This is a genomic window from Streptococcus australis, assembly GCF_019930045.1.
GTDB classification, from domain to species: domain Bacteria; phylum Bacillota; class Bacilli; order Lactobacillales; family Streptococcaceae; genus Streptococcus; species Streptococcus australis_D.
Genome location: NZ_JAHZQQ010000002.1, coordinates 23,810 through 48,295 on the forward strand (window position 1 = coordinate 23,810; position 24,486 = coordinate 48,295).

General features: G+C 41.5%; 23 protein-coding genes. 16 read left to right on the forward strand and 7 right to left on the reverse strand.

The window, feature by feature from the left end; translation table 11 throughout:
• Positions 1–325 precede the first annotated feature (325 nt).
• The 4 genes from hprK to K1J10_RS00885 are packed head-to-tail and all read left to right on the forward strand — an operon-like array spanning position 326 to position 2,918.
• Positions 326–1,258 (forward strand): HPr(Ser) kinase/phosphatase, encoded by a 933-nt coding sequence (gene hprK / locus K1J10_RS00870; RefSeq protein ID WP_223355575.1) that lies wholly within the window; start codon positions 326–328, stop codon positions 1,256–1,258.
• Positions 1,255–2,037 (forward strand): prolipoprotein diacylglyceryl transferase, encoded by a 783-nt coding sequence (gene lgt, locus K1J10_RS00875; protein ID WP_135782580.1) that lies wholly within the window; start codon positions 1,255–1,257, stop codon positions 2,035–2,037. Before hprK ends, lgt begins: the two co-directional genes overlap by 4 nt.
• Before the next feature lie 11 nt (positions 2,038–2,048).
• A complete protein-coding gene (locus tag K1J10_RS00880) occupies positions 2,049–2,432 on the forward strand; it encodes a DUF948 domain-containing protein (RefSeq protein ID WP_223355576.1) in 384 nt (127 codons plus the stop codon).
• A gap of 15 nt (positions 2,433–2,447) precedes the next feature.
• Positions 2,448–2,918: a YtxH domain-containing protein gene (locus K1J10_RS00885; protein ID WP_223355577.1), complete on the forward strand. Its 471-nt coding sequence runs from the start codon at positions 2,448–2,450 to the stop codon at positions 2,916–2,918.
• Between the two features lie 102 nt (positions 2,919–3,020).
• Here the strand turns inward: K1J10_RS00885 and K1J10_RS00890 are convergent, their stop codons facing one another.
• A complete protein-coding gene (locus tag K1J10_RS00890) occupies positions 3,021–3,317 on the reverse strand; it encodes a DUF3270 family protein (RefSeq protein WP_223355578.1) in 297 nt (98 codons plus the stop codon).
• Between the two features lie 131 nt (positions 3,318–3,448).
• Here K1J10_RS00890 and K1J10_RS00895 point away from each other — a divergent pair, with 131 nt between their 5' ends.
• Entirely contained in the window at positions 3,449–4,378 is a 930-nt protein-coding gene (locus K1J10_RS00895) for a peptidase U32 family protein (protein WP_223355579.1), read from the forward strand.
• A gap of 162 nt (positions 4,379–4,540) precedes the next feature.
• Positions 4,541–5,827, forward strand: coding sequence for a peptidase U32 family protein (locus tag K1J10_RS00900; RefSeq protein ID WP_223355580.1), 1,287 nt, complete (start codon positions 4,541–4,543; stop codon positions 5,825–5,827).
• A gap of 40 nt (positions 5,828–5,867) precedes the next feature.
• On the opposite strand, the gene K1J10_RS00905 is transcribed toward K1J10_RS00900, so the two are convergent.
• Positions 5,868–6,197, reverse strand: coding sequence for a hypothetical protein (locus tag K1J10_RS00905; protein WP_040803002.1), 330 nt, complete (start codon positions 6,195–6,197; stop codon positions 5,868–5,870).
• A 90-nt stretch (positions 6,198–6,287) separates the two neighbouring features.
• On the opposite strand from K1J10_RS00905, the gene K1J10_RS00910 reads away from it, so the two are divergent.
• Positions 6,288–6,500, forward strand: a complete 213-nt coding sequence (locus tag K1J10_RS00910; RefSeq protein WP_006597402.1) for a YdbC family protein — start codon at positions 6,288–6,290, stop codon at positions 6,498–6,500.
• Between the two features lie 338 nt (positions 6,501–6,838).
• Complete coding sequence (locus K1J10_RS00915; protein ID WP_048689477.1) at positions 6,839–7,570, forward strand: cyclase family protein; 732 nt, start codon at positions 6,839–6,841, stop codon at positions 7,568–7,570.
• Between the two features lie 211 nt (positions 7,571–7,781).
• Here the strand turns inward: K1J10_RS00915 and gorA are convergent, their stop codons facing one another.
• A complete protein-coding gene (gene gorA / locus K1J10_RS00920) occupies positions 7,782–9,131 on the reverse strand; it encodes a glutathione-disulfide reductase (protein ID WP_223355581.1) in 1,350 nt (449 codons plus the stop codon).
• 200 nt (positions 9,132–9,331) lie between these two features.
• Here gorA and K1J10_RS00925 point away from each other — a divergent pair, with 200 nt between their 5' ends.
• The 4 genes from K1J10_RS00925 to lysS all read left to right on the forward strand — a co-directional run bounded on the left by K1J10_RS00925 (position 9,332) and on the right by lysS (position 14,194).
• On the forward strand, positions 9,332–10,489 hold the full coding sequence (locus tag K1J10_RS00925; protein ID WP_223355582.1) for an efflux RND transporter periplasmic adaptor subunit: 1,158 nt from the start codon (positions 9,332–9,334) through the stop codon (positions 10,487–10,489).
• Positions 10,473–11,168 carry an ABC transporter ATP-binding protein gene (locus K1J10_RS00930; RefSeq protein ID WP_006595919.1) on the forward strand — a complete coding sequence of 232 codons (696 nt, stop codon included), beginning with the start codon at positions 10,473–10,475 and terminating at the stop codon, positions 11,166–11,168. The genes K1J10_RS00925 and K1J10_RS00930 overlap by 17 nt, the downstream gene beginning before the upstream one ends.
• Entirely contained in the window at positions 11,168–12,520 is a 1,353-nt protein-coding gene (locus K1J10_RS00935) for an ABC transporter permease (RefSeq protein WP_129821891.1), read from the forward strand. Before K1J10_RS00930 ends, K1J10_RS00935 begins: the two co-directional genes overlap by 1 nt.
• A gap of 183 nt (positions 12,521–12,703) precedes the next feature.
• A complete protein-coding gene (gene lysS / locus K1J10_RS00940) occupies positions 12,704–14,194 on the forward strand; it encodes a lysine--tRNA ligase (protein ID WP_048717380.1) in 1,491 nt (496 codons plus the stop codon).
• 36 nt (positions 14,195–14,230) lie between these two features.
• On the opposite strand, the gene K1J10_RS00945 is transcribed toward lysS, so the two are convergent.
• The 3 genes from K1J10_RS00945 to K1J10_RS00955 form a co-directional block, all read right to left on the reverse strand.
• Positions 14,231–14,854: a histidine phosphatase family protein gene (locus K1J10_RS00945; RefSeq protein ID WP_223355583.1), complete on the reverse strand. Its 624-nt coding sequence runs from the start codon at positions 14,852–14,854 to the stop codon at positions 14,231–14,233.
• Positions 14,855–14,868: 14 nt separating this feature from the next.
• Complete coding sequence (locus K1J10_RS00950) at positions 14,869–15,342, reverse strand: aminoacyl-tRNA deacylase (protein ID WP_223355584.1); 474 nt, start codon at positions 15,340–15,342, stop codon at positions 14,869–14,871.
• Between the two features lie 86 nt (positions 15,343–15,428).
• The gene (locus tag K1J10_RS00955; RefSeq protein ID WP_223355585.1) at positions 15,429–16,292 is read right to left on the reverse strand and encodes a GH25 family lysozyme; all 864 of its coding nucleotides are present in this window, start codon (positions 16,290–16,292) and stop codon (positions 15,429–15,431) included.
• Between the two features lie 256 nt (positions 16,293–16,548).
• Between K1J10_RS00955 and ftsW the strand changes: the two genes are divergently transcribed.
• The 4 genes from ftsW to tpiA all read left to right on the forward strand — a co-directional run bounded on the left by ftsW (position 16,549) and on the right by tpiA (position 23,070).
• Positions 16,549–17,787, forward strand: a complete 1,239-nt coding sequence (ftsW, locus tag K1J10_RS00960) for a cell division peptidoglycan polymerase FtsW (protein ID WP_048717375.1) — start codon at positions 16,549–16,551, stop codon at positions 17,785–17,787.
• A 28-nt stretch (positions 17,788–17,815) separates the two neighbouring features.
• The gene (gene ppc, locus K1J10_RS00965; protein WP_223355586.1) at positions 17,816–20,641 is read left to right on the forward strand and encodes a phosphoenolpyruvate carboxylase; all 2,826 of its coding nucleotides are present in this window, start codon (positions 17,816–17,818) and stop codon (positions 20,639–20,641) included.
• Between the two features lie 310 nt (positions 20,642–20,951).
• Positions 20,952–22,148 (forward strand): elongation factor Tu, encoded by a 1,197-nt coding sequence (gene tuf, locus K1J10_RS00970; protein WP_048717371.1) that lies wholly within the window; start codon positions 20,952–20,954, stop codon positions 22,146–22,148.
• A gap of 163 nt (positions 22,149–22,311) precedes the next feature.
• On the forward strand, positions 22,312–23,070 hold the full coding sequence (gene tpiA, locus K1J10_RS00975) for a triose-phosphate isomerase (protein ID WP_006595928.1): 759 nt from the start codon (positions 22,312–22,314) through the stop codon (positions 23,068–23,070).
• Between the two features lie 233 nt (positions 23,071–23,303).
• On the opposite strand, the gene K1J10_RS00980 is transcribed toward tpiA, so the two are convergent.
• On the reverse strand, positions 23,304–24,479 hold the full coding sequence (locus K1J10_RS00980; RefSeq protein WP_223355587.1) for an aminoacyltransferase: 1,176 nt from the start codon (positions 24,477–24,479) through the stop codon (positions 23,304–23,306).
• Between the last annotated feature and the right edge of the window lie 7 nt (positions 24,480–24,486).

Genomic DNA, 24,486 nt, shown 5'->3' on the forward strand with positions numbered 1-24,486 from the left:
TGGATTATCGAGCAAGACGCAGTGGTTGAGTGAGCTCTACTACGCTGATTTCATCAGCTTTTACAGCCCTACTCAACTGTGCGGAGGTGGGACGACGAAATCGAATTCTAACGAATTACCGATTTCTGTCCCACTCTCATCTTTTTTTATCAAAAGAAGAAACGATTGAAAAATGGGAGAAAAGGATAAATAGGGAAATCAAAGGGTACTGGAATGCGTGTGAGAATAATAGCCTCAGTTTCGATACTAAAAAATGATGCTTGAGCAACTCCTCCAAGGGAATAATTTGCTATAATAGAAAGAGAAAAGAAAAAGGGAGAAGCCTATGGCAATAACAGTCCGAGATTTAATTAAAAAGCTTCGTTTGAAGGTTATTTATGGCAATGAAAGTCTCTTTGATAAGGAGATTACAACGGCAGATATTTCACGACCTGGACTTGAAATGACAGGATATTTTGATTACTATACTCCAGAGCGGATTCAATTGGTTGGGATGAAAGAGTGGTCTTACCTCATCAAGATGACCTCCCACAATCGACACCAAGTATTGAGAAAGATGTTTCAGCCGGAAACGCCCGTACTCATTATCGCGCGGGATCTAGAGGTTCCTGAAGAAATGCTCCTAGCTGCAGAGGAAAAGCAAATCGCCATTCTAAGCAGTCGCGTTCCAACTAGTCGCTTGTCGGGTGAACTATCAAGCTACCTAGATTCTCTCCTTGCTGAACGAACCAGTGTCCATGGAGTATTGATGGATATCTATGGTATGGGGGTTCTCATCCAAGGAGATAGCGGAATCGGGAAGAGTGAGACTGGGTTAGAACTCGTCAAACGAGGCCATCGATTGGTGGCGGATGACCGAGTAGATGTCTTTGCTCGTGATGAGATGACCTTGTGGGGTGAGCCTGCTGAAATTCTACGCCATTTGTTGGAGATTCGGGGAGTAGGGATCATTGATGTCATGAGTCTCTATGGTGCCAGTGCAGTGAAAGATTCTTCACAGGTTCAAATCGCTGTCTACTTGGAAAACTACACCAAGGAACAAACCTATGATCGTTTAGGAAACAATGCGGAAGAAATTGAGTTCTGTGGAGTGACCATACCAAGAATTCGCATCCCCGTTAAAACAGGTCGCAATATTTCGGTTGTCATTGAAGCAGCGGCTATGAATTATCGTGCTAAGGAAATGGGATATGATGCTACCAAAACCTTTGAAGATCGATTGACCCGGTTGATTGATCAGAATGAGGTGAAAGAATGAATCCTGTGGCTATTCAATTTGGTCCCTTCAGTATTCGTTGGTACGCAATTTGTATTGTATTTGGCTTAATCCTAGCGGTCATCCTTGCTATGAAAGAAGCCCCTCGTAAAGGGATAGAGTCAGACGATATCATTGATTTCATTCTAATTGCTTTTCCAGTAGCGATTATAGGTGCCCGTCTCTACTATGTTATTTTTCGATGGTCATATTACAGGGAAAATCCAGGAGAGATTTTTGCCGTATGGAACGGTGGGATTGCTATCTATGGTGGACTCCTTGCAGGGGCTCTAGTCCTCTACCTATTTTCACGCAGTCGTTTGATTGACCCGGTTGATTTTTTAGATATCGCGGCACCGAGTGTCATGATTGCTCAAAGCATTGGCCGTTGGGGTAATTTTGTTAACCAAGAGGCTTATGGGGCTATTGTGAAGAACTTAGATTACTTGCCTGCTTTCATTCGAGACCAGATGTATATTGATGGGCATTATCGACAGCCAACATTTTTATACGAATCTAGCTGGAATTTACTTGGCTTTGTGCTCATAATCCTTCTTCGACGGCGTCCATATTTTCTCCGAAAAGGAGAAATCACAGCCTTCTACTTAATCTGGTATGGTTTTGGACGGATGGTCATCGAAGGCATGCGAACGGATAGCCTGATGTTCTTAGGATTTCGAGTCTCTCAATGGCTCTCCCTCTTCCTCATTATGTTGGGTCTTGGGATCATTATTTATCAAAGGAAAAAGAAGGCGTCCTTTTATCAAATTGAAACAAGTTAAGGAGAAAAGAAATGTTTATTGAAATTGCCTATGGAATTTTAGGATTGGCTCTGGTGGCCTTGGTCATCTACTTGATTTTTTTCCTTTCCAAGATTGGAAAGGTTGTGGATGAGACTCAGGTTACGATTAAAACATTGACCTCTGATGTCAATGTAACCTTGCATCATACCAACGAATTATTAGCAAAAGTCAATGTATTGACAGAAGATTTGAATCAAAAGGTTGCAACCATCGATCCGCTCTTTACAGCGGTAGCGGATTTGTCCGTATCGGTATCGGATCTTAATGATCAAGCTCGTCAAATTAGTAAAAAAGCCGTTGTAGCGGGTGAAAAGACCATCAAAACGTCAGTTGGTTTAAAAGCTGCTCGCATGGCTATGAAATTATTTAAATAGGAAAAGAGGTAGAGTATGGGACGTTTATCATCATTATTAATTGGAACGATCACAGGGGCATCTGCAGCCTACTTTTTAACGACTAAGAAAGGGAAGGAATTGACAAATAAAGTCAAAGGATTTGTCAAAGAATACCAAGAACACCCACAAGATGTCCATGAGTCCGTAAAACAAACTGCAGTAGATTTTTCTAAACAAGCTACAGATGCGATTCAGCAAACCAAGGAGAAGGTAGAAAAAGGAGAAATTACAAAAGAAACGGTGATGGAAACCGTTAAAGATAAAACCCAAGAGGTTGTAGACTTCTCCCAAGATGCTATCCAAACGATTAAAGATAAAATTCAACAAAAGACAGGAAGTCAAGTAGCTCCTTTACTTTCTAAATCAGAGTTAGAAAGTGAAGAAATCGTTTTAGATTTAGAAGATAAGCCAGTAGCTTCAGAAGCAGTAAAAACGACTGTTGAAGATGATGTAGAAGCCGAATAAACAAGAACCCTCACCTAGTGGTGAGGGTTCTTGTTTTAATCCTATAGATTAGAAGTCAGAGAATGCTAAAAAACCTCCCGAAGGAGGCTAAAAAATTCATTCTTAGTCCTTTTTGCGTTTTAGCTTGAAGATGCGGAAGGCTTGGATACTTCCGAAGCTAGATACAATTGCTAGGGCAAAAGCAAAGAAGGTATTCATCTTCGTTGATAAAAAGATGAAGCTAAACAAAACGGTTAAGATACAGAAGACAGCAATATTAAGGAAAAATAGTAATTCGCTTAATTGCGGAGCTGGTTCAGTATCAAGATTAAAATCATAATTAGTTGTTGTATTCTCTTGTTGAAGAGGGACTTCGAGATAGTCGTAATCTTCAAACTTTCGTATTTTTCTTGCGGGCATATTTCTCTCTCCTAACAGTACTCTCTTATTTTAACATGTTTTTGAGCTTATAAATGTTACAAAAATGTTACAATTTTTACAAAATTAAGAAATTTAAATAGCCAAATTATTTTTTTGGTATAATAGTTTTCATGAATAAGATTATTATTACAGCTACAGCTGAGAGTATCGAACAGGTTCAAGCCCTTCTAGAAGCAGGGGTAGACCGTATTTATGTTGGTGAAAAAGAGTACGGATTACGACTTCCCCATACTTTTTCGTATGACGAATTAAGTCGAATTTCTGAGCTGGTTCATGAGGCTGGAAAAGAATTAACAGTAGCCGTCAATGCCTTGATGCACCAAGATATGATGGACAATATCAAACCTTTTTTAGATTTCCTTGCATCCATTGAGGTGGATTATATTACAGTAGGAGATGCCGGCGTCTTTTATGTATTGAAGCGGGATGGCTACAGCTTTAAAACCATTTATGATGCTTCTACCATGGTGACAAGTAGCCGTCAGATCAATTTCTGGGGACAAAAGGCTGGTGCTTCTGAAGCTGTTCTTGCTCGAGAAATCCCATCTGCAGAGCTCTTCAAGATGCCAGAAATCTTAGAGATTCCTGCTGAAGTATTGGTTTATGGGGCGAGTGTCATTCACCACTCTAAACGTCCTCTCTTGCAAAATTATTATAATTTTACTCATATTGATGACGAGAAGACGAGAGAACGTGACCTCTTTCTTGCCGAACCTGGAGATCCAGATAGCCATTACTCCATCTTTGAAGACAAACATGGAACTCATATCTTTGCCAATAATGACTTGGATTTGATGACCAAACTACCAGAGCTGGTTGAACATGGTTTTACCCATTGGAAGTTGGAGGGAATTTACACACCTGGTCAAAACTTTGTGGAAATTGCCAAGTGTTTTGTGAAAGCACGTGAGCTTCTAGAAACTGGGACTTTCACATCTGATCAAGCCTTCTTATTGGATGAGCAGATTCACCAATTGCATCCTAAGAATCGTTTCCTTGACACTGGATTTTATGATTACGATCCAGACATGGTTAAATAAAGGAGAAAAGCCTGCCAAAAGTGCGGGCCTTCCTTTTTGGTGATGGTAAAGAATGAGAATTGTCAAAACAATTTCCAAACCATTGCCTTTCGACTGGATTTGCTATAAAATAGACAAGATTGATAATCTAACTAATATACTTGTAATATACTAGGAGATATGATGACAAAACAATTGAAACGTCCTGAGGTTCTATCACCTGCGGGAACACTTGAAAAACTAAAGGTTGCTGTGCGCTATGGTGCGGATGCAGTCTTCATTGGTGGTCAGGCCTATGGTCTTCGTAGCCGTGCAGGAAACTTCACCTTTGAGCAAATGGAAGAAGGTGTCCAATTTGCGGCCAAGTATGGTGCCAAGGTCTATGTTGCAGCCAATATGGTCATGCATGAAGGAAATGAAGTTGGAGCTGGTGAATGGTTCCGTCGCTTACGGGATATCGAAATCGCAGCGGTCATTGTTTCAGACCCTGCCTTGATTACCATCGCAGCGACAGAAGCACCTGGCTTGGAAATTCACCTCTCTACCCAAGCTAGTGCCACCAACTATGAAACTCTAGAGTTTTGGAAAGACTTGGGCTTGACACGGGTCGTTTTGGCTCGGGAAGTTTCAATGGAAGAACTAGCGGAAATTCGTAAGCGGACGGACGTTGAAATTGAAGCCTTTGTTCACGGAGCAATGTGTATTTCCTACTCTGGCCGTTGTACCTTGTCCAATCATATGAGTATGCGGGATGCCAACCGTGGAGGATGTTCCCAATCTTGTCGTTGGAAGTATGATCTCTATGATATGCCATTTGGCCAAGAACGTAAGAGTCTCAAAGGGGAAATCCCGGAAGAATTCTCGATGTCAGCTGTGGATATGTCGATGATTGACCATATCCCTGATATGATTGAAAATGGAGTGGACAGCCTCAAGATTGAAGGTCGGATGAAGTCCATTCACTATGTCTCTACCGTAACGAACTGCTACAAGGCAGCTGTTGATGCTTATTTGGAAAGTCCTGAGAAGTTTGAAGCGATTAAGCAAGACTTGATTGATGAGATGTGGAAGGTAGCCCAACGTGAGTTGGCTACAGGATTCTATTACGGAACACCATCTGAAAACGAGCAACTGTTTGGGGCTCGTCGGAAGATTCCAGAGTACAAGTTTGTCGGAGAAGTGGTAGCCTATGATGCGGACAAGCAAATTGCGACCATTCGACAAAGAAATGTCATCAATGAAGGAGACCAAGTAGAATTTTACGGACCTGGGTTCCGTCATTTTGAAACAGTCATTGAAGATTTGCATGATGCCAAGGGTAATAAAATTGATCGGGCTCCAAATCCGATGGAGTTATTGACCATTCATATGCCAACACCAGTTGAACCAGGTGATATGATCCGTGCTCTTAAAGAAGGCTTGATCAACCTCTATAAAGAGGATGGAACCAGCCAAACAGTTCGTGCATAAAACGTAAAAAAAACACCGCATGCTTCCCGAGCTTGGAAGTTTACGGTGTTTTTTGTTGTGCGATTCGAATCGTATGTGGAACGAGACTAATCTTTTGAATGTCAGAAATTCGAATGATGGTTGACATACTCTTTTTAAAATTCTTGACAATGAGTTGTTTTCGTTCCTGATCATATTTCACGATATCGCCTGTAAAACTCTTATTTTGGAAGATGACATGGACTCCTTGTTTTTTTCGAAGGGCCAGTTCAATAATCTGAATCGTTTTACCATCCTCTAAAGGAGCTGGTTGAGAGGTTTTATCGTTGAAAAATTCATTTGCTCGGTCCTTGAGAAGCTCAAGAAATCTTTTCATAGCATAATTCTCCATAAGTTGATACAATATATTATAGAAAATTTCATTCATTTTGTAAAATTTTTTACGAATTATTAAGGTGAAAGACATTGAAAGGAGTATGAAATGGCAGATTTTAGTTTTGAAATTGAAGAACAACTCTTGGTCTTATCTGAAAATGAAAAAGGATGGACCAAGGAGTTAAACCGGGTTAGCTTTAATGGAGCACCTGCCAAGTATGATATCCGAACTTGGAGCCCAGACCATACGAAGATGGGCAAGGGGATCACGCTCACCAATGAAGAATTCCAAGTTCTGCTAGATGCATTTAAACAATAATAGACTGAGTAAGAAAGAGAGTGGGACAGAAATTGGTAATTCGTTAGAATTCGTTTTTGTCTTCCCACCTCCGCATAGTTGAGTAGGGCTGTAAAAGCTGATGAAATCAGCGTGGTAGAGCCCACTCAACCATTGCGTCTTGCTCGATAATCCAAAGACAATTGAGAGGCTAGGACTTTTGTCCCGGCCTCTTTTTTGATGTTTTCAATAATTATAGCTTGAAACTATATCCTATTCAAGAAAACAAGATTAACGCAAATCATTGTGGATGATGGGATGGACTGTTATAATAACCTTATTCGTTTATCTCATGTAGCACTTATAGGAAAGGAATCCATATGTCAGATTTACTAAGTATTTATAAAGAATTGCAAGCAAAAAAATGGGTGGACTTGAGTCACCAAATCAATGCAGAAAGTCCACACTTCCCTGCCCTTCCTGCCTTGCAACAAGAAGACCTCTTCACATTGAAAGATGGATTCCATGTCCAAAAATTTACAGTAGTTGGTCAATACGGAACGCATATCGATGCACCGATTCACTTTGTAGAAGGTGGTCGTTGGTTGGATGAGATTGACCTCAAAGATCTCCTCTTGCCACTCTATGTTATCGACAAGTCTAAAGAAGTTGCTGCGAATCCAAACTTTATCTTGAGCAAACAAGATATCTTAGACTTTGAGGCAGAGCATGGACAAATTGCTGAGGGTGCTTTTGTTGCCTTCCGTAGTGATTGGTCAAAACGTTGGCCAGATCAAGATGCTATGCGTAACCTGGATGAAAATGGGGTTCAACAAAGTCCAGGATGGAGCCGTGAAGCTCTAGAATTCTTGATTCATGAACGTCATGTTAAGGCTGTAGGTCACGAGACTTTTGATACAGATGCTGGTATTCCAGCAGCAGAACATGGCTTGGTCAATGAATACTACCTTTTGGAGCAAAATATCTACCAAGTAGAAGTCTTAAACCACTTGGATCAAGTGCCAGCAGTAGGTGCCTTGATTTCAATTGCTTTCCCTCACTGGGACAAGGCAACTGGTTCACCTGTCCGTGCCATTGCTATCTTGCCTTAAAAAAACTGAGCCTGAAGCGTATCTTCAGGCTCTTTTATATGGATGTTGAAATCTATTAGTGAATCTGATGGTTATCTTATCAAACCTTCTTATCTTACAAAAATGTAAGGAAAGAAAGTTAAAATGAAAGATTAGACTATGGTAGCTCCAATGATGATCCATTAAAATATAAACAGAAGAAAAAGGCTTGTCGAACAAACCTTTTCTGATATTAGCGCATGGTAACGAATTCTTCGGATCCAGTTGGATGAATAGCGACGGTCGCATCGAAATCGGCTTTTGTGGCTCCCATCTTGATAGCAACAGCAAATCCTTGGATCATTTCGTCCACCCCATACCCAAGACCATGGAGACCGACAACGGTTTCTTCCGGTCCTGCAGTGATGAGTTTAAATTTAGCCAACTGACGATGTTGGGTCACAGCTGAATACATCGAGGCGAAACTTGAAGTATAGACCTTGATAGCTTCTTTTCCATATTGTTTTTCAGCTTCTTCTTGAGTGAGACCGACTGTACCAATAGCAGGATGGGAAAAGATAACGGTCGGAATGGTTGCGTAGTCCATTTTAGCATTGGTTTTTCCATTAAAGAGACGTTCGGATAGGGTACGCCCTGCCTTGATAGCGACAGGAGTTAATTCTTTTTCGCCCGTGACATCCCCAAGAGCATAGATGCCAGGAACAACCGTATTCTGGTATTCATCCACTGCAATGAATCCTTTTTCATTTAAGGTGACACCTGCAGCTTCTAGATGGAGGTCTTGGACGTTTGGTTTTCGTCCGGTCGCCCAGATGACATGATCAGCGACAAAAGATGTTTGGTCTTCGAAATAAACTCGGATTTGACCATTTTCTTCCTTCGTGAGTTGAACAGGAACCTTGTGAGGATGGAGAGGCAATCCTTGTTTATCCATCTCCTCCATTAAGCCATCGACAATGTAAGAATCAAACTTTCTTAAGGGACGATCCCCTCGAACGAAGAGGTCTGTCTTAACACCAAGGGCATGGAGAACACCGGCTAGTTCTACCGCAATGTAGCCAGCGCCAATAATGGCAACTGATTTTGGTAGTTCTTCCCAAGCAAAGACATCGTCAGAGGTTTCTCCTAAATCTGCTCCAGGTAGATCTGGGATATAAGCATGAGCCCCTGTAGCGATCACAATGTGTTTAGCCTTGATGGTTTCCCCGTTGACTTCTACTGTATGGGCGTCAACAAAGCGAGCACGACCTTGGATACACTCCACACCATTTCGTTTAAAACTGCCATCATAAGAAGAACGAGCCCGATCAATATAAGCTTCGCGATTTTTTCTTAAGGTTGCGAAATCAAAATTGGTCTGTTCAGAAGTAAACCCATAATCTGGACCGTAATCACGAATGGCTTCAGCAATTTGGGCGCCATACCACATAATTTTTTTAGGGACACATCCTTTGTTGACACAGGTCCCACCTAGTTGCTTTTCTTCAATAACAGCAGCTCGGGCTCCATGTTCTCCAGCTCGGTTCATGGTAGCAATCCCTCCGCTACCTCCACCAATGGAGATAATATCAAATTCTTTCATGATTAGTACTCCTTTGTTGATTTACACTTTCATTGTAACAACAAAGGTTACAAAAATCAAGAAATTGCCATCGTTGAACAGGAAGAGAAAACAAGATAGCAAAAAAAACGTGCAAAACAGATGATTCTGAATTGAAAAATGAGGAAATATGATATACTAAACTTATAATTTGAAACGCTTTCGAATATTGGAGGAAAGAAATGAAGAAATTTAAAAAATGGCAAATTATTACAGCGACTGGTGCTGCTATAGCAGTTGTAGGAATGGGGAGCTGGCTTGCTTTTGGAAAATCAGGTAGTGGCCCTGAAGAAATGGTCGATATGACACCTATGGTACAAACCGTGAAAGAAGGTTCGATTGCTTCCTCTGTTTTATTGACAGGTAAGGTCACAGCCAATCAAGAACAATATATTTATTTTGACGGAACCAAAGGAGATTTGCAATCCATCCTAGTGAATGTCGGGGATCAAGTAACCGCCGGCCAAGCTATTGTTCAATATAGTAGTACAGAAGCGCAATCTGCCTATGACGCGGCGGTACGTGCGGTCAATAAGGCAGATCGTCAATTGAACGATCTCATGACCAATGGAGTGACCATTGATACAACAGGGGATGAGGAAGCAGATAGCAAATCAGCCTCTCAAGCCCAACGCTCTTTGGACACACAAGTGGGTGATTTGCGCGATGCCCGTGCGGATGCTGTAGCCAATATGGAAAAAGCTAAAGCTTTGTTGGATGCTACAACCGTAAAAAGTAGTACAGATGGAACGGTTGTAGAAGTCAATAAAGACGTTTCCAAATCAACAACCGGAACCAACCAAACCCTGGTTCATATCGTCAGCAACGGTAACCTTCAAGTAAAAGGTGAGTTGTCTGAATACAATCTAGCCAACATTTCAGTTGGTCAAGAAGTGACCTTAACCTCTAAGGTCTATCCTGGAAAAAAATGGACTGGAAAGATTAGCTACGTTGCCAACTATCCGACAGATGCTGGTCAGGCTGGTGCGAATGCCGCAGGTTCTGGACAAGGAACAGGGGGAGCTAAATATCCGTTTACGGTAGATATTACCAGTGAGATTGGTGATTTGAAACAAGGTTTTTCTGTCAATATTGAAGTAAAAAGTTCAACCATCCATCCTTTAGTTCCTGTGACAAGTGTCTTATCAGACGGCGATCAAAGCTATGTTTGGACCATTGAAGCTGGCAAGGCTAAAAAAGTCAATGTTACCTTAGGAAATGCAGATGCAGAAAATCAAGAAGTCTTATCTGGTTTGAAGAAAGATGCGCAAGTGATCATCAACCCTTCTGGCGATTTGGAAGATGGGAAAGAGGTCGGAAAATATGACAAAATTGATTGAGCTGAAAAACATCAATAAAAGTTATCAAAATGGCGATCAAACCTTGCAGGTATTAAAGGATATCCATTTAGATGTGGAAGAAGGGGAATTTCTAGCTATTATGGGACCTTCCGGGTCTGGGAAATCTACCCTAATGAATATCATTGGTCTTCTGGATCGTCCGACCAGTGGCGAATACCGCTTGGAAGGGGAAGAAGTTGGAAATCTTAGTGAGAAAAAGTTGGCCCAGGTTCGTAATGAGCAAATAGGCTTTGTCTTCCAACAATTCTTTCTCCTATCAAAACTCAATGCCTTTCAAAATGTCGAGCTTCCCTTGATTTATGCAGGAGTAAATCCTTCTAAACGAAAGGAATTAGCTGAACAATTTTTAAAGAAAGTTGAGCTAGATACGCGGATGCACCACCTTCCTTCGGAATTGTCTGGAGGGCAAAAACAACGGGTGGCCATCGCGCGTGCTTTGGTCAATCATCCTTCTATTATCTTAGCGGATGAACCAACAGGAGCTCTTGACTCCAAGACCGGCGATCAGATTATGGAGCTTTTGACAGCCCTCAATCAAGAAGGCAAAACCATTATCATGGTGACCCATGAAACGGAGATTGCTGCCTATGCCAAACGTCAGATTGTCATTCGAGATGGAGTGATTTCTTCGGATAGCCGCAACGAAAGGAGGGCCTGATGCAGAACTGGAAATTCGCTATTAGTTCCATTATGGGACATAAAATGAGATCGTTCTTAACCATGGTAGGGATTATCATCGGGGTTGCCTCAGTCGTTGTCATCATGGCTCTCGGAGATGGGATGAAAGCGGGAGTGACTAAGACCTTTACCAAGGATCAACAATATGTTCAGATTTCCTATTCCGCCCGAAAGAGTGGCTACATGACTGGTTTTAATCTTGGACCAGAACCTGTCTCAGAAGAAGGAGGCGCAGAAGGTGGTGGCGAAGGCGGTGTTGCCAGTGAAGAAGACCAAGGAATGTCACCGCCAGCTGGCTATGGAGAGGAAAGTAGCGAAGACGTTGACAACCCAATCCTTGAAACACCACCCGTCGTTCAAGAAGAATGGGTCAAGGAATTGACCAAGATTCCTGGCATTGATGGCTACTATGTTGGTAATACGGCTAATGCCACGATCTCCTATCAGAAGAAAAAATCTGAAGGGGTCAATATCATGGGGGTCAATGATACTTATTTCTCAGTAAGAAAATTTGAATTGGTTTCAGGAAGAAAACTGAATCCTTCAGATTATCAGAGTTTCTCACGGGTCATCATGTTGGATGAAGGCTTAGCTTCGACCTTATTTGGGACGGAAAGTGCCCTCAACCAAGTGGTTGCTGTCGGAGACAACAACTATCGGGTGGTAGGGATCTTCAAGGACCCAAATGCTGGATCTGCATTATACGGGGTTTCTTCTGGAGGAAGTGCCTTGATGGCCAATACCCAAGTAGCTTCAGAATTTGGAACAGAAGAAATTTCTACTATTGTGGTGCATATCCCGGATGTCAAACAGATTAAACCAACTGGGATCGAAGCGGCGAAAAAATTAACCGAGTTATCGGGAGTTCGCCAAGGAGAATTCCAAATCTTTAACATGGATAGTATCTTGGAGCAGACCAATCAAATGCTCGGTATTATGACAACAGTCATCGGAGCGATTGCAGGAATCTCCCTTCTCGTTGGTGGGATTGGGGTCATGAATATCATGTTGGTATCTGTGACTGAGCGGACACGTGAAATCGGTCTGAGAAAAGCTCTTGGAGCTACTCGTGGAAAAATCTTGATTCAATTCCTCATCGAATCCATGGTCTTGACCATGATGGGAGGAATTCTCGGTCTGGGATTGGCTTATGGTGTCAATGCCCTCATCGCCACAGCTGCCGCAGGTGCTCTAGAAGGACCACCAGTCGTCTCCATGTCAGTGGCTATCGGAAGTATCATCTTTTCAGCTTGTGTCGGAATTGTCTTTGGTATCTTACCAGCAAGCAAGGCATCAAAACTCGATCCGATTGAAGCTCTTCGCTATGAATAAGGATGAATGACCTATATTGTTGACTCGGATGAAGTAAAATTTGATTATGAATGAATGGAATGTGATGGAAAAGGGAGAAGGAACCCTTTCCTTCCATTCCTTTTTTCATTTTTCCTGCTCAAGAATAGTGTATTTCCCCGTCAAATATGATAAAATAGGGGAGAATAACTTAGGAGGTTCCAAATGACTACTGAACATATGGAAGAATTAAATGACCAGCAGATTGTCCGTCGTGAAAAGATGGCGGCCCTTCGTGAACAAGGAATCGACCCATTTGGAAAGCGATTCGAACGAACTGCAGATTCTGGTCAATTGAAAGAAAAATATTCAGAATTAGATAAAGAACAACTTCATGACTTGAACGAAACAGCCATTATTGCAGGCCGTCTTGTGACCAAACGTGGTAAAGGGAAGGTTGGTTTTGCCCACCTTCAAGACCGTGAAGGTCAGATCCAAATTTACGTTCGGAAAGACGCAGTTGGTGAAGAAAATTATGAAATTTTCAAAAAGGCTGACCTTGGAGATTTCCTTGGGGTAGAAGGAGAAGTGATGCGGACCGATATGGGTGAGCTTTCCATCAAAGCTACTCACATCACACACTTGTCTAAAGCCCTTCGTCCCTTGCCTGAAAAATTCCATGGCTTGTCTGATGTGGAAACCATCTACCGCAAACGCTACTTGGATTTGATTTCGAACCGTGAAAGCTTTAACCGCTTTGTTACCCGTTCGAAAATCATCTCAGAAATCCGTCGTTACTTGGATGGTCAAGGCTTCCTTGAGGTAGAAACCCCTGTTCTTCACAATGAAGCTGGTGGAGCATCTGCGCGTCCGTTTATCACTCACCACAATGCCCAAAACATTGACATGGTCCTTCGTATCGCGACCGAGCTTCACTTGAAACGTTTGATCGTTGGTGGAATGGAGCGCGTCTATGAAATCGGACGGATCTTCCGTAATGAAGGGATGGATGCTACCCACAATCCAGAATTTACTTCCATCGAAGTCTACCAAGCCTATGCTGACTACCAAGATATTATGGACTTGACGGAAGGGATTATCCAACACGCTGCGAAAGCTATTCATGGGGATGGTCCTGTTAACTACCAAGGAACTGAAATCAAGATCAATGAACCATTCAAGCGTGTCCACATGGTGGATGCGATCAAGGAAATTGCTGGTGTTGACTTCTGGAAGGAAATGAGCTTTGAAGAAGCAGTAGCCCTTGCTAAAGAAAAACATGTGCCAGTTGAAAAACACTACACTGAAGTGGGGCATATTATCAATGCCTTCTTCGAAGAATATGTGGAAGAAACCTTGACACAACCAACCTTTGTCTATGGACACCCTGTAGCTGTATCACCATTGGCTAAGAAGAATGACGAGGATCCTCGTTTCACAGATCGTTTCGAGCTCTTCATCATGACCAAGGAATATGCTAATGCCTTTACAGAATTGAACGATCCAATCGACCAATTGGAACGATTCGAAGCGCAGGCACGCGCCAAAGAATTGGGAGACGACGAAGCAACTGGAATTGACTACGATTATGTAGAAGCTCTTGAATATGGTATGCCACCAACAGGAGGATTGGGAATCGGTATCGACCGTCTCTGCATGCTCCTTACTGATACGACTACTATCCGTGACGTATTGCTCTTCCCAACTATGAAATAAGCTAAAAGAAAACACTGATCACAAGATCAGTGTTTTTTAGTCTTCCAAATAAGAAGTATCATTCCATTGTAAGAGATCAAAGTGCTCAAAATCATCTGTTGTCAAAATGGTCACACTGGCATTGTCGAGACCGCCATTTTTTCGGAGTTCCTCTGGTTTATAGCCTAGAAGAGTCCGAATAGAAGCTGTTAAATTAGCGCCATGGCCAACAATTAGAATGGCCTCGCCAGACTGGTCTTTTAAACTTTTGATAAAATTTCCGGTCCGTTGGGTGGTTTCTTCAACGGATTCTGCTCCGAAAATATCGTGGTGAAACTCAGCTAAATTATGACGAAAGGCCTTCATTTCCTCCGGATAGAGAGCTTTCAGCTCCTTAATTTTTCTACCTTCTAGCCTACCAAGTCGCCATTCCCGGAGAGCAGGAACCTCTTGAAGGGTGATGGGATGCTGATTTTGTTTGAGGAGGATTTGAGCAGTATGGACGGCTCTTGGCAAGTCGCTTGAATAAGCTGCGTCAAAGTATGTTTGAGATAGATGCTGGCCCAAGGCTTCCAACTGCTGGATGGAAGATTCTAACAGCGGAGAGTCGCCATTTGCCCCTTGGATACGGCCCTCCTCATTCCACTCAGTACGTCCGTGACGGACAAAATATAATTTCATATTGGTTTTATCCTTTATTCGACTAAGTCCTCGAAGCTAGCCTTGACAAAATCAGCTAAATCTTGCGCCTTGATTTGAATACTGTGACCAACTTCACCTGCAGAGACAATCATTTGATCTAGGTCCAGGGCGGATTGATCAATGAAAATAGGGTAGTTGTGTTTTTGTCGAATTCCAACAGGATTATTAGCCCCGTGGACATAGCCCGTCGTTTTTTCTAAATCTTTTTGCGGAATCATACTAACTTTTTTATTGCCAGATAGTTTGGCTAATTTTTTCTCTGACAAATGGGCAGAGATGGGAACAATTCCGATGACAGGACCAGTTTTATCACCTGTTAAGGCTAGTGTCTTATAGATTTGGTCAGTCGTAATCCCTTCTGGAATGATTCCCTCAAGGACATTGATTTGTAATCCTGCATGGTCGATTTTTGCTTTTTGCAGTATTTGTTCAACCAATGTTTTTTTTACTTTTTGTTTTTTTGCCATCTCACTCTTCTCTTTCTCTTAATTTCCTAACATTATATCATACTCTTTGAGTTTCCGTTCAAGAGAAAAAGAGGCAGTTGCCTCTTTTAATTCTTTTCTATAGTAAATAGTTTTCGGTAGATTTTTTCTTGATCTTGTGTGGGCGCAATCTGGTTCAAGTCCAAGTAGTGGGTGAAGCCATTCAATTGCCCCTGAGAGGTGTACTGATGAAGATCATACTCGTCATCAGTAGATGGGGCTGCATTGTAGTAGCCGTCATCATAGTCATAAGTTGGAATCCAGAGGGCGGTAAATTTATTAGTGGAGATACTATGTTCTTCCATGAAATAGGTCCCAATATAGATTCCGATATTTTTGGCTCCCAATGATTCTAGCTTGGCACGGAAGGCTTCCACTCCAGCGTTCATATCACCCATCGTCTTTTCTTCTACATCCAGCCAATAGTAGGTTGGTTTGTATTTTTTGGATGCCTGATAGAACTCTTCTGCTTCCTTTTCCATTTCTTTTTTGTCCTTGGCAGCTACGTAAGCATATACCGCAACTGGAATATTTCGTTTTTGAAACTCTTTAATATGAGTTTCGTATGATTTGTCAATTCCATTTAAATAAGTCGCAGCATTTTCTTTTTTAGCTTGAGCGCCACTATGAACTCGAACAATGACTCCAGAAACATTCTGTGCTAAGAGATCATAATCAATCTCGCTTGGCAATTGCCAACCAGAGATATCAATAATTGGTCGATTCAAAAATTCTTGATCTAATTCTTCAACTGAGTCAGAAGAAGAGGAAGATGGGATTTTTGTTTGATTGGTTGTCTTTGCCTCTTGTAGGGTCTTGTTTCTAGCAAGTTGATTCCTTTGGATATCTGCTACTGTTTTAGAAATTATCAAAAAGGAAAAGATACTTGCGAAAAAGACAAAGAGGACAATTGGTTTAATCCTTTTTCTCATACAGAATCATTTTACCGTAAAAGATGGAAAAAGGCAAAACAAAGGGTCCGAAAACAGGAAAAACAAGATGATATTATAGTGAATCAGAGGATTGATTTTCCTTGCTTCCTCACAATAGTTGAAGTAGAAATAAGAGTTAGACTGGTCTGTTTGATCATCTTTTGAAAGTGAAAACCGAATCTTATTTGGTCTTTCCTTTTTTTTACAATTGAAAGGTGATATAATGAAATTTGAAAATTAGAAGTATGGGTGTTACATGAAATTAGAAAAACGTCATTTTTTAAACTATTCAATCCTGATCCCTTACCTCCTTTTGTCAGTATTGGGATTGATTGTAGTCTACTCGACAACGAGTGCCTTAGCCATCCAAAAAGGGGTTAGTCCTTTCGGAATGATCAGAAGCCAGGGGATCTTTTTTGTTCTAAGTTTGATCACTATTCTGATTACCTATAAGGTGAAATTAAATGTCCTTAAGAAAAAGGGCTTCATTGGAATTTTCATTATAGCTGAGACGATCCTTCTTTTGCTATCGCGTTTCATCACAGATACGGTGAATGGTGCGCATGGATGGTTGAGTTTCGGAGGTTTCTCGATTCAGCCAGCTGAGTATTTGAAGATTATCATCGTCTGGTACTTGGCCCTGGTCTTCTCTAAAAAGCAAGAAGAAATTCAACGATATGATTACCAAGCGTTAACCCACAATCAATGGCTTCCTCGAGATTTGTCGGATTGGCGTTGGATGGTGCTCTTCCTGATTGCTATTGTGGTCATCATGCCAGACTTAGGAAATGCGACCATTCTTGCACTGACAACCTTAATTATGATTAGTGCAAGTGGCATAGCTTACCGCTGGTTCTCAAGCTTATTAGCTATCCTCGTAGGAGGTTCAACCGTTCTTCTTTATTCTATTCAGCTTATCGGGGTAGAGCGTTTCTCTAAAATCCCTGTCTTTGGATATGTAGCGAAACGATTCAGTGCTTTTTACAACCCCTTTAATGATTTATCAGATTCGGGACACCAACTAGCCAATTCTTATTACGCCATGAGTAATGGGGGCTGGTTTGGCCTTGGGCTTGGAAATTCGATTGAAAAGCAAGGGTACTTGCCAGAAGCTCATACAGACTTTGTCTTTTCAATCGTTATTGAAGAACTTGGTTTTGTGGGAGCTAGTCTCATCCTAGCCTTGTTGTTCTTCTTAATTTTACGCATTATTCTTGTCGGGATTCGGGCAAGAGATCCATTTAATTCAATGATGGCGATTGGTATAGGAGGGATGCTCCTGACCCAAACCTTCATCAACATTGGTGGGATTTCTGGGCTGATTCCTTCGACAGGGGTGACCTTCCCCTTCCTTTCACAAGGAGGAAATAGTTTGTGGGTCTTATCCATTGCGATTGCCCTTGTCTTGAATATTGATGCGAGTGAAAAGCGCGCCCTAGCTACTCAAGAGGCCCCTTCTTACGAGAAGCCTCAGAAAATTCAGAGCTATTACTAAATCGGAGTGAGTAAAGAAAGGAGTTATCATGACTTTACAAAAACTAGAGAGCTACACCAACAAAGAGATTATCAAAGAAGAAGCTGAGATTTTAACAACTATTTTAGAAGATATTGCTAAAAATTTGGTGAGTCCAGAAACCTTTGATAAGATTCTTGAATTGAAAAAACTATCTGTTTCAAAAGATTATTTAAATTTGGATCAAATTGTCAAAGATCTATCAAATGAAGAGATGACTGTGATTTCTCGCTACTTTGCCATTCTTCCCTTGTTGATTAATATCTCTGAAGACGTCGATTTGGCTTTTGAAATCAATCATCAAAATAATGTGGGACAAGACTATCTTGGAAAGCTGTCGTCCACCATTCGCCAGGTGGCTGAGACTGAAAATGCTCAGGAAATCTTGGAACACCTCAATGTGGTACCGGTATTGACCGCTCATCCGACCCAAGTACAACGGAAAACCATGTTGGACTTAACCACTCACATTCACAGTCTTTTGCGCCAACACCGGGATGTAAAAGCTGGCTTGATGAACGAGACCAAATGGTACAATAATTTGCGTCGTAATATTGAAATTATGATGCAAACCGATATGATCCGTGAAAAGAAACTCAAGGTAACCAATGAGATTACCAACGTCATGGAATACTATAATAGCTCCTTCCTTCAGGCTGTTCCCAACTTAATGTTGGAATACAAACGTCTTGCCAAAGAGCAAGGGATTGAGTTGCAACACCCCAAACCGATTACGATGGGAATGTGGATCGGTGGAGACCGGGATGGGAATCCTTTTGTAACTGCAGAGACCTTGAAGCGATCAGCTACGATTCAAAGTGAAGTCATTCTGAACTATTATATTCAGAAAATCTCTAGTCTTTATCGGAACTTCTCCCTCTCTACCAATCTTTCAAAAACCAGTCAAGCGGTTGAAGAGATGGCAGCTCGTTCCAGTGATACATCTGTCTTTAGAGAGAAGGAGCCTTACCGTCGGGCCTTCCATTATATTCAATCCAAGTTGGTCCAAACCTTATTGAATATTAAGGAATGGTCTGTCGTTGGCTCAACAGTAGATGACCGTCATCCGGTTGAACGTCTTCTCGGTGCTCACACCCATCAACAAGGAGTGGTTTCTGATTATATTGGTAATCGCATCAGTGGAGCTATCCAAGAGTTGGCAGAAGATCGTCCTCCTTATTACGAAACAGTTGAAGAATTTAAACAGGATTTGACCCTTATTCAAGAATCATTGATTGAAAATAAGGCAGAAGCCTTAATCTCAGGAGAGTTTGCTGAGTTATTAGAAGCAGTAGAAGTCTTTGGATTCTTCTTGGCTTCAATCGATATGCGTCAAGATTCGAGTGTACATGAAGCCTGTGTTGCGGAACTTCTCAAAGAAGCTGGAATCAATGACCATTATAGTGATTTGTCAGAAGACGAAAAGTGCGAGTTGCTTTTACAAGAGTTGTTAGAAGATCCTCGGATTTTATCTGCTACCCATGCAGAAAAATCAGAATTGCTTGAAAAAGAATTAGCTATTTTCCAAACAGCGCGTGAATTAAAAGACCGCTTAGGAGAAGATGTCATTCGCCAAACCATTATTTCTCACGCAACCAGTGTATCGGATATGCTTGAGTTGGCTATCATGTTGAAAGAAGTGGGACTGATTGACAAAGAAAGCGCACGTGTGCAAATTGTTCCTCTTTTTGAGACCATCGAAGACTTGGATCAATCAGAAGATACAATGAGAAAGTATCTATCACTTCCAATTGCTAAGCGCTGGATTGCTTCTAAGAATAACTACCAAGAAATTATGCTTGGTTATTCAGATAGTAACAAAGACGGTGGTTATCTATCTTCTTGTTGGACTCTTTATAAGGCCCAGCAACAATTAACAGCGATTGGCGACGAGTTTGGTGTCAAAATTACCTTTTTCCATGGCCGTGGGGGAACGGTTGGTCGTGGGGGTGGTCCAACCTATGAAGCCATCACCTCACAACCATTGAGATCCATTAATGACCGCATTCGTTTGACTGAGCAAGGTGAGGTAATTGGCAATAAATATGGGAACAAGGATGCAGCTTATTACAACTTGGAAATGTTGGTATCTGCAACGATTAACCGGATGATTGCTAAGCAGAAGAGTGAAAAGAGCATGTCCGATCAGTACAATGAGATAATGGACCAGATTGTCAATCGTAGCTACGATATTTATCGTGAACTGGTGTTTGGTAATGAGCATTTCTATGATTACTTCTTCGAATCCAGTCCGATTAAGGCGATTTCTAGTTTCAATATTGGTTCCCGTCCAGCAGCCCGTAAGACCATCAAAGAAATCGGTGGCCTGCGTGCCATTCCTTGGGTCTTCTCATGGTCACAAAGTCGGGTGATGTTCCCTGGTTGGTACGGTGTTGGTTCTAGCTTTAAGGAATTTATCGATGCAGATCCAGAAAACATTGAAACCTTGCGTTATATGTACCAAAAATGGCCATTCTTCAAGTCTCTTCTTTCAAACGTAGACATGGTGCTCTCAAAAGCCAATATGAACATTGCTTTTGAATACGCCAAGCTGTGTGAAGAAGAGGAGGTTCGTGACATCTTCAATATTATCCTGGACGAGTGGCAATTGACTAAGGATGTTATTTTACAGATTGAAGGTCACGATGAACTCTTGGCTGAGAACCCTTATCTAAAAGATAGTTTAGATTATCGTATGCCATACTTTAATGTTCTGAACTATATTCAATTAGAATTAATTAAACGCCAAAGACGCGGTGAATTGCCTGCTGATCAGGACAAGTTGATTCATATCACGATCAATGGTGTCGCGACAGGATTGCGTAATTCTGGTTAATCGTGAACCATAAAACCAATCCCGATTAAAGGGATTGGTTTTTTACTGGAATAAAGTGAAAATGATTGTGAAAAAACTCGAAAATTGGTCGCAAAAAATGAAAAATCTAGCTGTTTATTTCAAAAAAGAAGTGGAAATAAGATTTCACAAACTTTCATTTGGGTAAATTCCTTTAAGAAAAAAGAAATAAGAAAAAAAGCTAGTAAAACACTTGCAATTTAGACGAAATTTGATAAAATAGTAAGGAAAGTTAGACTGTATTGCCTACTGTCTATCTATAAAATATATTTTATTGGAGGCTTTTACTCAAATGGCAAAAGAAAAATACGATCGTAGTAAACCACACGTTAACATTGGTACTATCGGACACGTTGACCACGGTAAAACTACCCTAACTGCAGCTATCACAACTGTTTTGGCACGTCGCTTGCCTTCATCAGTTAACCAACCTAAAGACTATGCGTCTATCGATGCTGCTCCAGAAGAACGCGAACGCGGTATCACCATCAACACTGCGCACGTTGAGTACGAAACTGAAAAACGTCACTACGCTCACATCGACGCTCCAGGACACGCGGACTACGTTAAAAACATGATCACTGGTGCCGCTCAAATGGACGGAGCTATCCTTGTAGTAGCTTCAACTGACGGACCAATGCCACAAACTCGTGAGCACATCCTTCTTTCACGTCAGGTTGGTGTTAAACACTTGATCGTCTTCATGAACAAAGTTGACTTGGTTGACGATGAAGAATTGCTTGAATTGGTTGAAATGGAAATCCGTGACCTTCTTTCAGAATACGATTTCCCAGGTGATGACCTTCCAGTTATCCAAGGTTCAGCTCTTAAAGCTCTTGAAGGTGATTCTAAATACGAAGACATCATCATGGACTTGATGAACACTGTTGATGAGTACATCCCAGAACCAGAACGCGATACTGACAAACCATTGCTTCTTCCAGTCGAAGACGTATTCTCAATCACTGGACGTGGTACTGTAGCATCAGGACGTATCGACCGTGGTATCGTTAAAGTCAACGACGAAATCGAAATCGTTGGTATTAAAGAAGAAATCCAAAAAGCGGTTGTTACTGGTGTTGAAATGTTCCGTAAACAACTTGACGAAGGTCTTGCAGGGGACAACGTTGGTGTGCTTCTTCGTGGTATCCAACGTGATGAAATCGAACGTGGACAAGTTATCGCTAAACCAGGTTCAATCAACCCACACACTAAATTCAAAGGTGAAGTATACATCCTTACTAAAGAAGAAGGTGGACGTCATACTCCATTCTTCAACAACTACCGTCCACAGTTCTACTTCCGTACAACTGACGTAACTGGATCTATCGAACTTCCAGCAGGAACTGAAATGGTAATGCCTGGTGATAACGTGACTATCGACGTTGAGTTGATCCACCCAATCGCCGTTGAACAAGGTACTACATTCTCTATCCGTGAAGGTGGACGTACTGTTGGTTCAGGTATGGTTACTGAAATCGAAGCTTAATTCGATCTAGTTCCCAGATTAACAATTATATAGACAGACAGAAAACCCCGTGAAGACGGGGTTTTTATTGTTTTAAAAAGTAAAAGAGTTTGTGCAACCTTTCATTATGACGAAATTTATGGTAAAATAGGTTGTATAAAATTAGAAAAACGAGGTATGTGAAATGTCACGTAAACCATTTATTGCTGGTAACTGGAAAATGAACAAAAATCCAGAAGAAGCAAAAGCATTCGTTGAAGCAGTAGCATCAAAACTTCCTTCATCTGATCTTGTTGAAGCTGGGATTGCAGCTCCTGCACTTGACTTGACAACTGTTCTTGCTGCTGCTAAAGGTTCAAACCTTAAAGTTGCTGCTCAAAACTGCTACTTTGAAAACGCTGGGGCCTTCACTGGTGAAACTAGCCCACAAGTTTTGAAAGAAATCGGTACTGACTATGTTGTGATCGGGCACTCAGAACGTCGTGATTACTTCCACGAAACAGACGAAGACATCAACAAAAAAGCAAAAGCTATCTTTGCAAATGGTTTGCTTCCAATCATCTGTTGTGGTGAAAGCCTTGAAACTTACGAAGCTGGTAAAGCGGCTGAATTCGTAGGTGCTCAAGTATCTGCTGCTTTGGCTGGTTTGACTCCTGAGCAAGTAGCTGCATCTGTTATCGCTTATGAGCCAATCTGGGCGATCGGTACTGGTAAATCTGCATCACAAGACGATGCACAAAAAATGTGTAAAGTGGTTCGTGACGTTGTAGCTGCTGACTTCGGTCAAGAAGTAGCTGACAAAGTACGTGTCCAATATGGTGGTTCAGTGAAACCTGAAAACGTTGCTGAATACATGGCTTGTCCAGACGTTGATGGAGCTCTTGTTGGTGGTGCATCACTTGATCCAGAAAGCTTCTTGGCATTGTTGAACTTCGTAAACTAATCGAACATAAAAAGAGAGTGGGACAGAAATCGGTAATTCGTTAGAATTCGATTTCGTCGTCCCACCTTCGCACAGTTGAGTAGGGCTGTAAAAGCTGATGAAATCAGCGTAGTAGAGCCCACTCAACCACTGCGTCTTGCTCGACAATCCAAAAACAATTGAGAGGCTAGGACTTTTGTCCCAGTCTCTTTTCTTGTCTTAAAAAAACCAGCTAGAAGGCTGGTTTTGTTTTTTTATGAGCGTCCTAAGATTCGTTTGATCAAGGACAAGGCTTTGAATTTCAGAGGATTTGGGTAATAACGGAAGGTTCCCATCTTACGGACGATGTAGCCATTGAAGTTCTGTTTGAAACGAAGAACGCCGTCTGAACCGTCGAAGATCCCTTGAATACCAAGGAAATTGTATAAGGTGATTCCTTTTTCTAGTGCACGCTTCATGGCATGGTATTGAATCAAGAAGGCTGCAGAGAATTTCTGATATTTGGTATACGAACCACCAAACAAATAGGTCACTTCTGATGGATTATAGATGATTAGGGCACAGGCCAAGGGCACTGTTTCAGCTGTTTCGTCCGCCAAGGTCTCCCGGACAATTGTCTTTTGTTTCTCTAATTTTTGCAATTGTTGCTCATATTGTTTGGATGAAGGATTGAGCAAGGAAATCTTCTGGTCTAAGTAAGCGAGTGCATCTGCTGTATTGATTTCAGCAATGAGAAATTCTGCCTTGTCTCCAAAGGTATCATAGAGATCGTAGTAGTAGTCCAGGCTCTTGTCTTCAAAGCCTTGACGTTTTCCAGTTTCCTCAATAATTTGTTTAAACTGAGGGATTTCCTCTCTCCTAATATTTCGAATGGAAATATCATAGTTGAGGGCAGTCGTGATATTCCGGCTACAGTTCTTATTGAAGGATTTTAGGAGAGATTTCGCATCATAATCAGTTAGGTCCTTCAGATAATGCCAAACAGGTTCTCCTCCCGGATAGCCTACTTGTAAGCCATCAAATTGATAGCCAAGATCCAGTAATGAATGGAGAAGTTGTTTTTGCTCTTCTTCGGTCGGGTTTCCATTGCTATCGAAAACTTGATAGTGGTCATAGGGTTTTAAAAGAAATTCGATACCACCATTTTCTTTTACATAATCCTGTAATGCTTTATAAAAATCTGGTAGGTAGCGAGCATCCGTCACGATTGGTCCACTATTGATTTCGTAATGCAAGCCTCCCGTCATGGGTAGACTATATAAAATGGCAGAGATAGCTAATGTTCCTTGCTCTTCCCATCCAATATATTGAATAGTTGCGCCTCTTTTTTGAAGCAAATCAGCCATTTCAATACTCTGTAAAAAAGAGTGATTGGAAGTAGTGAGAGAGTGTTGGTAAAATTCTTCCCTACTAATAATATTGAATGTCATAGGTCAC